10 protein-coding genes are annotated in these 13,239 nt (G+C 67.5%); 6 read left to right on the forward strand and 4 right to left on the reverse strand.

Annotated features, from left to right (window positions below; genetic code table 11):
• Positions 1-129 precede the first annotated feature (129 nt).
• Positions 130-1,116, forward strand: a complete 987-nt coding sequence (locus tag BST42_RS02915) for an FAD:protein FMN transferase (protein ID WP_237159178.1) — start codon at positions 130-132, stop codon at positions 1,114-1,116.
• Positions 1,113-1,352 (forward strand): ferredoxin, encoded by a 240-nt coding sequence (locus tag BST42_RS02920; RefSeq protein WP_083117016.1) that lies wholly within the window; start codon positions 1,113-1,115, stop codon positions 1,350-1,352. The genes BST42_RS02915 and BST42_RS02920 overlap by 4 nt, the downstream gene beginning before the upstream one ends.
• A gap of 6 nt (positions 1,353-1,358) precedes the next feature.
• On the opposite strand, the gene BST42_RS02925 is transcribed toward BST42_RS02920, so the two are convergent.
• The 4 genes from BST42_RS02925 to BST42_RS02940 form a co-directional block, all read right to left on the reverse strand.
• The gene (locus BST42_RS02925) at positions 1,359-2,114 is read right to left on the reverse strand and encodes a response regulator (protein WP_110918459.1); all 756 of its coding nucleotides are present in this window, start codon (positions 2,112-2,114) and stop codon (positions 1,359-1,361) included.
• Between the two features lie 91 nt (positions 2,115-2,205).
• On the reverse strand, positions 2,206-4,842 hold the full coding sequence (gene mgtA, locus BST42_RS02930) for a magnesium-translocating P-type ATPase (protein WP_237159179.1): 2,637 nt from the start codon (positions 4,840-4,842) through the stop codon (positions 2,206-2,208).
• Positions 4,820-7,108 carry a phosphoenolpyruvate synthase gene (gene ppsA / locus BST42_RS02935; protein WP_083117019.1) on the reverse strand — a complete coding sequence of 763 codons (2,289 nt, stop codon included), beginning with the start codon at positions 7,106-7,108 and terminating at the stop codon, positions 4,820-4,822. Before ppsA ends, mgtA begins: the two co-directional genes overlap by 23 nt.
• Before the next feature lie 28 nt (positions 7,109-7,136).
• Positions 7,137-8,594 (reverse strand): bifunctional aminoglycoside phosphotransferase/ATP-binding protein, encoded by a 1,458-nt coding sequence (locus BST42_RS02940; RefSeq protein WP_083117020.1) that lies wholly within the window; start codon positions 8,592-8,594, stop codon positions 7,137-7,139.
• Positions 8,595-8,775: 181 nt separating this feature from the next.
• Here BST42_RS02940 and BST42_RS02945 point away from each other — a divergent pair, with 181 nt between their 5' ends.
• From BST42_RS02945 to BST42_RS02960, 4 genes are read left to right on the forward strand one after another with little or no spacing between them, the layout of a single operon-like run.
• Positions 8,776-9,765 (forward strand): Acg family FMN-binding oxidoreductase, encoded by a 990-nt coding sequence (locus BST42_RS02945; protein ID WP_435406000.1) that lies wholly within the window; start codon positions 8,776-8,778, stop codon positions 9,763-9,765.
• Between the two features lie 38 nt (positions 9,766-9,803).
• Entirely contained in the window at positions 9,804-11,846 is a 2,043-nt protein-coding gene (locus BST42_RS02950; RefSeq protein WP_083117022.1) for an erythromycin esterase family protein, read from the forward strand.
• The gene (locus BST42_RS02955) at positions 11,843-12,820 is read left to right on the forward strand and encodes a 1-phosphofructokinase family hexose kinase (RefSeq protein WP_264049037.1); all 978 of its coding nucleotides are present in this window, start codon (positions 11,843-11,845) and stop codon (positions 12,818-12,820) included. Before BST42_RS02950 ends, BST42_RS02955 begins: the two co-directional genes overlap by 4 nt.
• The gene (locus BST42_RS02960) at positions 12,817-13,167 is read left to right on the forward strand and encodes a hypothetical protein (protein WP_083117023.1); all 351 of its coding nucleotides are present in this window, start codon (positions 12,817-12,819) and stop codon (positions 13,165-13,167) included. Before BST42_RS02955 ends, BST42_RS02960 begins: the two co-directional genes overlap by 4 nt.
• The last annotated feature ends 72 nt before the right edge of the window (positions 13,168-13,239 follow it).

The following is a 13,239-nucleotide window of genomic DNA, read 5'->3' on the forward strand; positions in this document are numbered from 1 at the left end:
TCGATTTGCCAGACAACTCACGCTCTTCGTTCAGGTTACTGTCAGCACCACAGCATGGGGGCCAACGTTGCCTGCGGGTACAGGCCCAATTCTTCGAGGATTCAAAAAACTGGCTGTGAGCATGCAGTCATGGACTCACCCGGTTCTGCGACACCCAACGCCGCGTCGGGCGCGGTAGCGGAGATGCCGGCTGCGCGCAGGTTGTCGCCGACCGCGGAAAGCCATTGGCAGCGCTGGACGATGGATATGCAGATCATCGTCACAGACCCCGACGCACTTGCCGCTGCGCGGCGTGCGGTGGACGCCGAACTCGATGCCATCGACGCCGCCGCCTCACGATTCAACCCCGATTCGGAGATCAACGGCCTCATGCGGTGTGGCCGGCCTACCGAGGTCAGTGAACTCCTCGCCGAACTGCTCGGCGCCGCACTGCTGGCGGCACAGCAGACCGACGGTGACGTCGACCCGACAGTTGGCGCTCGGCTGATCGATCTCGGTTACGACCGCGACATCGCCGCCATGGATTCGTCTGTGCCGCTGGCGATGTCGGTCAGCCAAGCGGCCGACTGGTCGATGATCAGCCTGCACGGGCGGATAGCCGCGGTGCCGCGCGGGGTGGTACTCGACCTGGGGTCGACGGCCAAGGCGGTCGCCGCTGATCGCTGCGCGGCGCGGGCGCATCGGGTCACCGGTGCGGGCGTGTTGGTGAATCTCGGCGGTGACATCGCGACGGCCGGGGATGCTCCCGACGAGGGGTGGCAGGTGCTGGTCTGCGACGGTGACGACGAACCGGCGACGATGGTCGCGCTGTCGCCTGGCGTGGCGTTGGCTACGTCGAGCACGCTGCGCCGCCGATGGCGACGTGGGCAGCGGGCGTTACACCACATCGTCGATCCGCGGTCCGGTTGGCCGGCGGAACCGGTGTGGCGGACGGTCAGCGTCGTCGCTGCCAGCTGTCTGGCGGCCAACACCGTCAGCACCGCTGCGGTGATCCGCGGCTGGCGCGCGGTCGACTGGATCCGGGCTCAAGGGCTGCCCGCTCGGCTGGTGGACAGCGATGGGATCGTGCACACGCTCGGCGGCTGGCCGGCAGAACATCCAGGTGGGCGGAGATGACGAAGAACGCGACGCAGGTGACAACCCCGCGGCTGCACATCGATTGGACACGCTGCGACGGACGAGGGTTGTGCAGCGAGCTGCTGCCTCAGCTGCTGAGCCGTGACGATTGGGGATATCCGCTCAGCCGTGATCATTCTCGGGAACCGTCGGTGCCCGGGCCGGTGGTGAAGTACGCGCGCCGCGCCGTTGCCCGCTGTCCACGGTTGGCGCTGACTCTTATCGAGGACGCCTGAGGACGGTCACTGCCCGGCTCCCATCCGGTAGCCGACGCCCCGCACGGTCAACACGAACTTCGGTTCGGCGGGATTGTCGCCGAGTTTGCGCCGCAGGTGCCCCACGTGGACGTCGACAAGGTGGTCGTTACCCACCCACGGTTCACCCCAGACCTCGTCGATCAGGTGGCGACGGGTCCAGACCACACCGGGCCGGGAGGACAGCGCGGCCAGTATGTCGAACTCGGTGCGGGTCAACGAGATCGGCTCTGTGCCGACGAATACCTGACGACTGGCAACGTCGATGGAGAGTTGGCCGAACACCCGCGGCGGCAATTCGGTGTGCGGTTCGCCGGCGGGTGCGACCGGCGTGGTCACCGAGCGCGGTCTGCGCAACATCGCCCGGATCCTGGCAACCAGCTCCCGGGGGCTGAACGGTTTGGTCACGTAGTCGTCGGCTCCGACCGACAGCCCGACGATGGTGTCGACCTCACTGTCACGGGCGGTCAGCATCACCACGTAGGCGTCGGAGAACGTCCGCAACTGCCTGCACACTTCGACACCGTCGATGCCCGGCAAGCCGAGGTCGAGCACCACCACGTCCGGGTCGACCTGTCGTGCCACGTCCAGCGCCTCGAGCCCGGACAGACACACCGTGACCTCGAAATGCTCGCGTTCGAGATAACTGGCAACGACCTCGGCCAGCGGCTTCTCGTCGTCCACCACCAACGCGCGATAACCCAGGTCAGCGTCGTGCGCCGCGGCCTGCGATCTGGGGTCCATGACCTTCATCGTGCCGTGCCACCGCGTCGGGTTCTGGTCTTGAGCCAATCTTTACCGAACCAACACCAAAAGGCGCATCGGTCCGGCGCACTCAGCCCGGCTGTCCGAGCCGCCCGCCATGGCTGAAACGTGCAGCCCGGCGGCCGATTCGGTGGTCGCGGCCGCGGACACGAACAGGTGGACCGGCCGGGTGGACCGGCTCGGCGTAGAACACCCGCTTGGTGATCTCCACGAGAATCAGGTAGGCGACGGTGAGTAGGGCCAGCGCACCGTAGAACTGCCACGGCAGCGGTGTGAAGCCGAGAGTGTGGGCCACCGGGGAGATGGTGAGCACGACACCGATGGTGATCGCGGTGAACGTCGCCGCGGACAGCAGCCCACCTGGCCGGCTGCGCAGGAACGGCACCCGGCGGGTGCGGATCGCGAAGATGATCAGGGTCTGGGTGGCCAATGACTCCACGAACCACCCCGTTCGGAACTCGGTGGGACCCGCGTGCAGCACTCCCAGCATCAGCCCGAAGGTCATGAAGTCGAACAAGGAACTGATGGGCCCGAATGTCAGCATGAATCGCCGGATGAACGCGATGTTCCAGTGCGACGGTGCGTGCAGCTGCTCTTCGTCGACCCGGTCGCTGGGGATGGCCAGCTGAGACGAGTCGTACAGCAGGTTGTTCAGCAGGATTTGGCTGGGCAGCATGGGCAGGAACGTCAGGACCGCCGACGCGGCGGCCGCCGAGAACATGTTGCCGAAGTTGCTCGACGTGCCCATCAGCACGTACTTGATGGTGTTGGCGAAGATCCGGCGACCCTCGGCCACCCCGGTGGCCAGTACCCCCAAGTCCTTCTCCAGCAGCACGACGTCCGCGGCGTCCTTGGCGACGTCGGTGGCGGTGTCGACCGAGATCCCGACGTCGGCGGAATGCAGTGCCAACGCGTCGTTGACGCCGTCGCCGAGAAATCCCACCGAACGCCCGGTTCGCCGGAGCACCGTGATGAGTCGGGCTTTCTGCTCGGGTGAGATTCGGGCGAACACGTTCGCGGTGCGGGCGGCAGCCTCGAACCCGGCATCATCGAGGGCAGCCAACTCGGCACCCGACACCGTGCCCTTGGATGCCAAACCGAGTTCTGCACAGACCTTTTCGGCCACCGTGGCGTTGTCTCCGGTGGCGACCTTCACCTCGATGCCCAGTTCGGCCAGCCGAGCCAGCGACTCGCGGGCCGCCGCCTTGGGTGGGTCGGCGAAGACGAGGAAGCCGTCCAGCGTCAGCCGCGTCTCGTCGGCGGGGGTGATCGTGGACAGTTCGGGAGCGGGTCTGCTGGCGACCGCGACCACGCGCCGCCCCTGGCGGAACAGCCGGTCGAGCGCCGGCTGCGCGGTGTCGGGCACAGCCGCGCAATGCGCGAGGACCTGCTCGGGGGCGCCCTTGACGATCAGCACCCGGCCGTCGGCGTCGTCGATGAGGGCGGAGGTGGCGCGACGGGTGTGGTCGAACGGAAGTTCGGCGATCCGGCGTGCGCCCCTGGTGACCACCTGTCGTCCCGCTTCGCAGTCCCACAGGGCGGCGTCCATTTCGTTGGCACTCGTCCCACCGCATTCGGGGTCGACGTCGGTGGCCAGTAAGCCCTTGCGCAGCAGGACATCCGAGACGGTACCGGCGGCGTCGACCGCTTCGACCAGGGTGATGCGCCCCTCGGTCAGGGTGCCGGTCTTGTCGGTGATGAGGATGTCGATGTCGCCGAGGTCCTCGATGCACACCAGCCGTTTGACCAGAACCTTGAGTTGGGCCAGCCGTCGCGACCCGGTGGCCAGACTGGTGCTGACGACGGCGGGCAGCAGTTGGGGGGTGATGCCGACCGCGATCGCCAAGGCAAAGAGCACCGAATCGATGAGCGGGCGGCGCAGCAGCAGGTTGATGGCGAGGATCATCACGGTCAACGTGATCGCCACGTGCAGAAGCAGATACGAGAACCTGCGCAGGCCGGCCTGGAAGTCGGTTTCCGGCTGCCGTTCGCCGAGTCCGGCCGCGATCTTGCCGAACTGTGCGTTCAATCCCGTCGCGTAGACCACCGCGGTCGCGTCCCCGGCGGACACCACGGTGCCCATGAACGCCAGATCGGTGAAGTCCGCCATGGACGCATCGCGCGGTGCCGGTGCGGTGGCCTTTTCGGCGGCGGTGGATTCGCCGGTGAGGATGCTCTCGTTGCATTCGAGTCCGTTGACGGTGATCAGCCGCACGTCGGCGGGCACCAGCTCGCCGAGGGTCAATTGAATGACGTCCCCGGGGACCAGCTCGTTGACATCTCGCTTGACGTACTGACCGTCGCGGCGGACCACCGCGTGATGCCGAACTCTGGAGTGCAGTGCGGCGGTGGCCCGTTCGGCGCGGTACTCGTTGAGGAAACCCAGCCCGATGCTGACGAACAGAATGACACCGATGATCAGGGCCTGGGTGGAGTCACCGAGGAAGAACGACAGTACCGCGGTTGCCGCCAGAAGCGCCAAAACCGCGTTGTTGAGCTGCCGCCGCAGGACCGCCCAGGCGCTGACCCGATGTGTGCGAAGCGAATTGGGACCGTATCGGTCCAGGCGGGCGGCCGCCTCGGAACTGGACAGGCCCTGGGCCGAGGTGTCCAGGTCGTCGAGGACTGCAGCCAGCGGTGCCGCGGCGATCGCCGCGGCCGTCAGAGCGGCGGTGCCACCCAGTTCATCGGGAACGGTTGCCGTCACCAGCTCGCGCCGATTCGAGGAGCAGACGACGTTCGGCCGCGGCGATCGTGCGCCGTGCCTGCCCGACCGCATCGGGGTTGACCGAGATCGAGGTGATCCCCATGCGCACAAGATGTTCGGCGAATTCCGGTTTGGTGGAGGGGGCCTGACCGCACAGCGAGGACGTTATCCCCATCCGGCGGGCTGTGGTGACGATCCGACCGATCGCGTCGAGCACGGCCGCGTCCGATTCGTCGAACAGTTCGGCGCACACCGCTGAGTCGCGGTCGACACCCAGCATCAGCTGGGTCAGGTCGTTGCTGCCGATCGACACCCCGTCGATACCCATTCCCACGTACTCCGGCAGCCAATGCACCACCGACGGCACCTCGGCCATCACCCAGCGGTGCAGCCCGCGCTGCCGGCCCAGGGGGCTGGCGTCGACCAATGACAGGCACTCCTCGAGTTCCCATTTCGTCCGGACGAACGGAATCATCAAATGCAGGTTGGGGTACTGCTCTCGCACCCGCGCCAGCGCGCGCAACTCGAGGGCGAAGACGTCGGGTTCTTTGACGTAGCGGTAGCAGCCGCGGTAGCCGATCATCGGGTTGTTCTCGACGGGCTCGTAGGCCTCGCCGCCCTGCAGGTGACGAAACTCGTTGGTGCGGAAGTCGGTTGCGCGGTACACCACCGGTCGTGGCGCGAACGCCGAGGCGATCTGGCCGACGGCGGTGGCCAGGGAGTCCACCAGTGATTCCCCTTCGCCCCGGGCGATCAGGGCGCGGGGGTGCCGGTTGGACAGCGCGTCGGTGAGGATGAACTCCGCGCGCAGCAGGCCGACGCCGTCCACGTCCTGGGCGGCCACCCGTCGGGCGCCGTCCGGCATGGCGAGGTTGACGTAGATCTTGGTCGCGGTGACCTCCGATGGGGCAACAGCCGCCGGTGCCGACTCGATCACCGGTGTGCTGTGCGCTCCGCCGACGGCTCGGCCGGCAAGCACCCGGCCATGGGTGCCGTCGACCGTGACGACGGTGCCCGCCTTGAGATCGGTGGTCGCGGTGCGGGCCCCCACGATGCAGGGCACGCCCAGCTCCCGCGCGACGATGGCTGCGTGGCAGGTCATTCCGCCGGTGTCGGTCACCAGCGCTGAGGCGCGGCGCATGGTCGGCAGCCAGTCGGGGTTGGTCATCTGTGCCACCAGAACCTCGCCGTCGAGCAGCGTGCTGCCTTCCGCGGGAGTCCGCAGCACGCGGACAGAACCCGACGCCTCACCCGGGGCCGCGGGCAATCCGCGAGCGATGACCGCATGGCTTTCCGGCTGTGGGGCGGCATCGTGCAGGGTGGTGATCGGCCGGGTCTGCAGCATCCAGATCTTGCCCGACGCGATCGCCCATTCGGTGTCCTGCGGACAGCCGCTGTGCCGTTCGCTGGCGATCGCGAGCGCCACGATGTCGCGTAACTCGTCCTCGGTGAGCACCTGTGCTCCGGCTTCGGCGTCCGACAACGTGACCTGCTGGTCGTTGCCGTCCGCGCCGCGAACGATTTTGAAGGACTTCTCACCAAGGCGTTGCGAGATGATCTCGCCGGTGTCCTTCGCGACGATGTAGGTGTCGGGCTCCACCGATCCCGACACCACGACTTCGCCTTGGCCGAAGGCGGCTTCGACGACCACGCGGTCACGTGCCCCGGTGCTGGGATCGGCGGTGAACGCCACCCCGGCGCGCTCGGAGGGAACCATGAGTTGCACCACGACGGCCATCGCGGGGTCGCCGGTGAACTTGCGGCTGGCGCGATAGGTGACCACGCGCGGGCTGAACAGCGACGCCCAGCATTCCTGGACAGCGTCGAGGAGCTGTTGCTCGCCACTGACATTGGTGATCGTGGCATTCATCCCGGCGAACGACGCGTCGCGGCCGTCCTCACCGGTGGCCGACGAGCGCACCGCGACCACAGCGTCCTGGCCGAGCCGACGATAGGCGGCCAGTACGAGTTCGCGGACGGTATCGGACATTCCTGCCTTGGCCACCAGAGCCTGCATGCGCTGACACATGTCGGTGAGCTCGTCCGGCCCGACCTGGGTGAGCGCCGCGCGATGGGCGGAATTGAGCTCGCCGGCGACGCCGCCCGCACTCATCGAGGCCCGGTAGCAGTCGCGCAGCAGCACGAAACCCGGCGGCACCGGCAGCGCCGCGGCCACCATCTCGCCGAGGTTGGCGCCCTTGCCGCCGGCATCCTCCGCGTCGCTCAAGCTGAGGTCACTGATGTCTTCGACGTAGTGGTTCGGCATCGTGAAAACCCTCCAATTATTCGACTGGTCACACGGCCAGTACGCAAATCTCCTTGGCCCGTGCCACGGAGTGGGCGTGCGGGCCGGTGGTGTCGACGTGATGTGCGTCCGTCCAGGCGTCGTCGCCGCGATCGGCGAGGGCGACGGCGATCTCGGGCGTCACCTGCGACGTGGTCTGGGTGCGCTCGCTGACTCGGGTGACGGTGGCGTCGAGCGGGGCGGTGCAGGCGAACTCGATCTCGACGGCGCCGCTGTCGGCAGCCATCCGCCGGGCGAGCTCTCGGTGGCGGTGGTCGAGCCAGGTGCCGTCGAGCACCACGCTGCGGCCCTCGCACAGCTTCAGGTGAGCCTGACGGAGCACGCTGTCGTAGACGGCGTCGACGTTCTCGCGGCTGTACAGGCCGTCGTCGAGTACCCCTGGTGCGCCGGTGATCTCGCCACGCCGGACCATCTCGGCTCGCACATCGTCCGTCGAGATCACCTGAGCGCCGATTTCCTGTGCCAACGACCGGGACAAGGTGGTCTTGCCGGTGCCGGGGCCGCCGCCCACGAGGATCAGCCGGACGGTCGCGGCACGCAGGTGGTCGAGGGCGATCTCCAGATGGCGCCGCGCGTCGTCGGCGGCATTCCCATCCTGCTGGTCGTGGCGAATGCAGTCGACCTTGGCGCGTACGACCGCTCGGTAGGCAATGTAGAAGTGGCACAGTGAATCCGGCGCATCGTCGCCGGACAGCTCGCGGTAGCGCCGGAGAAACAGAGTGGCCAGATCAACGCGGCCCAGGAATTCCAGATCCATCGCCAGGAAGGCCGCGTCGTCGATGACATCGACGTAGCGTAGGCGGTCGTCGAACTCCAGGCAGTCCAGCAGTGCCGGACCGTCCGGCAAGCAGAAGATGTCGTCGGCGCGCAGATCGGCGTGACCGTCGACGATCTTGTGGTCGCCGAGACGCCGGGCGAACAGCACCGCGCGCCCGGCGATGAATTGGTGTGACAGCCTGGCGATTTCGGCGACCACATCCGAGTCGATACCAATGTGGCCGTTCTGGGCGTAGCGCTGTAGCTCGACCAGGTTCTCCTGCCAACGTTCGGCGATCGCATCGACCCGGCCCTGGGCGTCCACGTCACGTCCGCGTGGAGCCGCGGCGTGGAATCGCGAGAGCACCACCGCGACGGCCGCGAGCAGATCCTCGACCGGTTCCCCGTGGCGCACCATGGTCGCCAGGCGCCGGTCGTCGGGATGGCGGCGCATGACGATGACCGGTTCGGGGTCCCCGCCCGGTGCGGTGAAGTGGGCGACGCCGAGGTAGCTGTCGGGTGCCAGGCGGCGGTTGAGCGCCACCTCGCTGGCGCAGGCGTGTTCGCGCCGCTCGAGGGTGGAGAAGTCGAGAAAATCGTTGACGACCGGTTTCTTGATCTTGTAGGCCCGGTCACCGATCAAGAACACCATTCCAGTGTGGGTTTCAGCGATCCGCGGGTGCCATCCCATACCGTCGATCCTCGCCTGCCGGCGCGCGTGACCACAGCGGTAATCCGGCCATTGCGGAGGGGTGCAACGTCCCTGCCCGCAGAGCACAAAGGCCTTCAAGGTAGGTCCCCACCGAGATGACTTCCGGCCCCTGGCAGGCGCGCTGCACGGACATAGGGTTGTCGCAGACAAAGGGCGGTGGTTGCCGATGGTCATGTCGACGCTCGATCCCCAGGTGATCGCGAATGCGGTGGAGTTGGCGTGCCGAGCGCCTTCGGTGCACAACAGCCAACCGTGGCGGTGGGTGGCTGAAGGGCCGTCGCTGAAACTGTTTCTCGACGCTGGCCGGGTGCCGCATGCCACGGACCGGTCCGGCCGGGAGGCCGTCATCAGTTGTGGCGCCGTGCTCGACCATCTGCGCGTGGCCGTCGCCGCAGCAGGGTGGCAGGCGATCATCTCGCGGTTTCCCAATCCGAATGAACCCGAGCACCTGGCGACGATCGATTTCAGTGCGATGGAGTTCGTCACCGATGCGGTGCGCAGTCGCGCGGACGCGATCCTGGCCCGCCGCACCGACCGGTTGCCGATGGCGCCGCCACCGGACTGGGCGTCGTTCGAGTCGGTGCTGCGCAGCACCGTCGACACCGACCGTGTGACGATTCAGGTGCTACCGGACTCGGTCCGCCCGCAGCTGGCCCAGGCCTCGCGGCTGACCGAGTCGCTGCGCCGTTACGACGCCTCCTACCACGCGGAATTGGCGTGGTGGACAGCGCCGTACGAGGTATCCGACGGCGTGCCGCACAGCAGCCTGGTGTCGGTCACCGAGCGTGATCGGGTCGATATCGCCCGGGTGTTTCCGGGGACCGAGCCTGCCGACCGGCGGCCGGAGGTCGATCATGATCGGTCCACGATCGTGGTGCTCTCGACGTTCGGTGACTCGCGCCGGGATGCCCTGGACTGCGGCGAGGTGCTTTCCGATGTGCTGTTGGAGGCCACCCTGGCCGGGCTGGCCACCTGCACGCTGACTCACATGACCGAGTTGGAGGCCAGCCGCGACGTGGTGCGTGCGCTGACCGGCGATCGGGACGACCCGCAATTGCTGATCCGCGTCGGCCTGGCGCCGGCGATCGGGCAGACACCCCCTGCCACACCACGCCGGCCGCTGTCGGACGTACTCGAATTTCGCGGCTGAACCTTCGGGACCGGCCGCACGAACGAACGGAGCACATCATGACCACCGCACCTACGACACCACCGCAACATCCGCGCCGCGTCTTCCGCGATCGCAGAGAAGCCGGCCGGGTTCTTGCCCACTTGTTGGACGGCTATCGCGGTCGCGATGGCGTTGTGGTGCTGGGGTTGGCCCGCGGCGGCGTGCCGGTGGCCTGGGAAGTCGCTGCGGCGCTCGGTGCGCCGCTGGATGCGTTCATCGTGCGCAAGCTCGGCGCGCCGGGGCACGCCGAGTTCGCGATGGGTGCGCTGGCGTCGGGTGGGCGCGTGGTGGTCAACGATGACGTCATCCGCGCCCTGCGGGTGACACCGCAGGAGTTGCGCGACGCCACCGAGCGGGAAGCCCGCGAACTGGCTCGCCGCGAAGGCGCCTACCGTGGCGGACGTCCGCCGCTGGACGTGGCGGGCAAGACGGTGATCCTTGTCGACGACGGCCTGGCCACCGGGGCGAGCATGCTCGCCGCCGTGCAGGCTTTGCGGGAGATGGAACCCGCCGAGATCGTGGTGGCCGTTCCCGCAGCACCGCAATCGACCTGCCGCGAATTCGCCTCGCTGGTGGACGATCTGGTCTGCGCATCGATGCCCACCCCCTTCCTGGCGGTCGGCGAGTCGTTCTGGAACTTCGAGCAGGTCAGTGACACGGAGGTGCGTAACCTGCTGGCCACTCCGACGACCGGCATCGGCACGGCGCGGCTGCGCGTCGCGGAAACGCCCGCCGAGGTGATCGGACGCTGCGCTGTCGATGCCCCCGCGGGTGTGCCGCCGCGGGAGGCGCTGGAGGAGATGGTCGGTGATGCGCGGGTGGTCCTGATCGGGGAGAGCTCCCACGGCACTCGCGAATTCTACGAGGCCCGTGCGGAAATCACCAAGTGGCTGATCGAGGAGAAGGGCTTCTGCGCGGTGGCAGCCGAAGCCGACTGGCCCGACGCCTACCGGGTCAACCGATACGTCCGCGGCCGCAGCGACGACGACTCCGCCGACAGTGCGTTGAAGGGGTTCGAGCGGTTTCCCGCGTGGATGTGGCGCAATACCACCGTTCGAGACTTCACCGCATGGCTGCACGCCCACAACGCCCGGTGTCGTGCCGACGGACGACGCGAGGCCGGGTTCTACGGTCTGGATCTCTACAGCCTGCATCGCTCGATGCAGGAGGTGATCGACTACCTCGACAACGTCGACCCGGTCGCCGCGCAACGGGCGCGGGAACGGTACGCCTGTTTCGATCATGCCGGCGGAGATGACGGTCAGGCCTACGGCTACGCCGCGGCCTTCGGTGCCGGGATGTCCTGCGAGGCAGAGGTTGTCGAGCAGTTGGTCGAACTGCAACGTGCGGGGCTGCAGTATGCGCGCCGCGACGGACTTCTCGCCGAAGACGAACTGTTCTATGCCCAGCAGAATGCACAGACCGTCCGCAACGCGGAGGTCTACTACCGCTCGATGTTCGGGAGCCGGGTGTCGTCATGGAATCTGCGGGACCAGCACATGTTCCAGACGTTGAGAGCGTTGCGCGCGCACCTGCATCAACACAACGGTGAGCCTGCCCGAATCGTGGTGTGGGCCCACAACTCCCACGTCGGTGACGCCCGGGCAACAGAGGTGGGGGCCGACGGGCAGCTGACCTTGGGCCAGCTCGTCCGCGAGGGTTACGGCGAGCAGGCGCTGCTGATCGGATTCACCACCTACTCGGGCACCGTCACCGCCGCGAGTGAATGGGGCGCCGTTGCCGAGCGGAAGGTGGTTCGTCCTGCACTCAACGGCAGCGTCGAGGAACTGCTGCATGAGGTCGACCGGCCAGAATTCCTGGTGTCGTCGCTCATCAGCCGTGAAGCGGCGGGCCCACTGGACACCGTGCGCCTCGGCCGGGCCATCGGCGTGATCTACCAACCTGCCACCGAACGGCAGAGCCACTACTACCACGTGCGCCCGGGTGAACAGTTCGACGCGATCATCCACATCGATCGCACGACGGCCCTGGAACCGTTGGAGCTCAACAGTGTCTGGGCCGCGGCGGAGACACCCGAGACCTACCCGTCCGGCCTGTGAGCGCCCCCACGATCGTCACGGTGACGATGAATCCGGCCCTCGACATCACGGTGGACGCCGAACGCGTGGGGCCAACCGACAAAGTCCGTTGTCGCGCAGATCATTACGACGCCGGCGGCGGCGGACTCAACGTCGCCCGGTTCGCGCGAGCGTTGGGTGCCCCGGTCTCGGCCGTGCTCACAGCGGGCGGTCCGATAGGAGCGCGCCTGGTCGAGCTCCTCGACGACGCCATCGTGCCCAACACGTTCGTCGCACTGCGCGGCGACACCCGCGAGAGCTTCACGGTCAACGAACGCTCGACGGGCAGGCAATACCGGTTCGTGTTGCCCGGGCCCGTGCTGACCCCCGACGAGCAGGTGCGCTGCCTCGAGGTGATCGACGCCAGTGCGACTGGCGCGGCGTTCGTGGTCGCGAGCGGCAGCCTGCCGCCCGGTGTTCCCGCCGACTTCTATCAGCGGATCGCCGACATCTGCCGCAGGCGGCAGGTCCGGCTGGTCCTCGACACCTCCGGTGGAGGCCTCGAGCACATCACGTCAGGGGTGTTCCTGCTGAAACCCAGTGTGCGCGAACTACGGGAATGCGTCGGTAGGCCGCTGATCACCGAGCGCGAGCAGATCACCGCGGCCCGGGATCTGATCGATCGTGGCGTCGCCGAGGTGATCGTGGTCTCCCTGGGCGCCGACGGCGCGTTACTCGTCACGGGGGACCGGTGCTGTCGTTTCGCTCCCGTCGCCGTTCCCACTGTCAGCGGTGTGGGCGCCGGGGACGCGATGGTCGCGGGCATCGTGGTGGGGCTGTCTCGCGAATGGGGGATGGAGAGCGCGGTTCGCTACGGTATCGCCGCTGCGACGGCGAAGCTTCAAACGCCGGGCACCTCGACATTCGACAGGGCCGACGTCGACCGCTATCTCGAGCAGGTTCCGCCTCCGACGGAACTGCAAGGTGCACAAGATAACTCAAGGAGCTCGCCATGATCGAGACGACGCAGGAGACGACACCGGCCACCCGACGCGGTATCCCGTCGTGGCTCAACTGGTTCCTGGCACTGCTGACCGTTCCGGTCGCGGCCGCGGTGATGTTCGTCGCCTTCGGAGCTGTGCTGAGCATCGCCCGGTGTACCGATACGACGGCCTGCCCGCATATGGGGCCGGGCGAGTTCTGGTTCGGGATCCTCGCCTACGGGCCGCCTGTGGTGGCGCTGCTGACGATCGCCGTGTCGGTGGTGACCGCCAACCGCAGGTACGGCATCGTGGTCCCGCTGGTCGGGCTGGGGCTGTTGATCGCCGACGCCGCAATCCTGGTGATCACGTTCCGGCCGTAGTGTCGTGAGTCATTAATTCGCCCGCAATGGTCTCGACCGCCGAGCGTGCGTGTTGTCGTTGAGGATTGACGA

Source organism: Mycolicibacterium rhodesiae, assembly GCF_002086695.1.
GTDB classification, from domain to species: domain Bacteria; phylum Actinomycetota; class Actinomycetes; order Mycobacteriales; family Mycobacteriaceae; genus Mycobacterium; species Mycobacterium rhodesiae.

What these genes read in the sequence shown, in the direction of transcription:
- BST42_RS02915 (WP_237159178.1), top strand. Translation starts at nt 130, where the DNA reads ATGGACTCACCCGGTTCTGCGACACCCAACGCCGCGTCGGGCGCGGTA.
- BST42_RS02950 (WP_083117022.1), top strand. Translation starts at nt 9,804, where the DNA reads ATGACCACCGCACCTACGACACCACCGCAACATCCGCGCCGCGTCTTC.
- BST42_RS02940 (WP_083117020.1), bottom strand. Translation starts at nt 8,594, where the DNA reads ATGGGATGGCACCCGCGGATCGCTGAAACCCACACTGGAATGGTGTTC.
- BST42_RS02960 (WP_083117023.1), top strand. Translation starts at nt 12,817, where the DNA reads ATGATCGAGACGACGCAGGAGACGACACCGGCCACCCGACGCGGTATC.
- BST42_RS02920 (WP_083117016.1), top strand. Translation starts at nt 1,113, where the DNA reads ATGACGAAGAACGCGACGCAGGTGACAACCCCGCGGCTGCACATCGAT.
- ppsA (WP_083117019.1), bottom strand. Translation starts at nt 7,108, where the DNA reads ATGCCGAACCACTACGTCGAAGACATCAGTGACCTCAGCTTGAGCGAC.
- BST42_RS02925 (WP_110918459.1), bottom strand. Translation starts at nt 2,114, where the DNA reads ATGGACCCCAGATCGCAGGCCGCGGCGCACGACGCTGACCTGGGTTAT.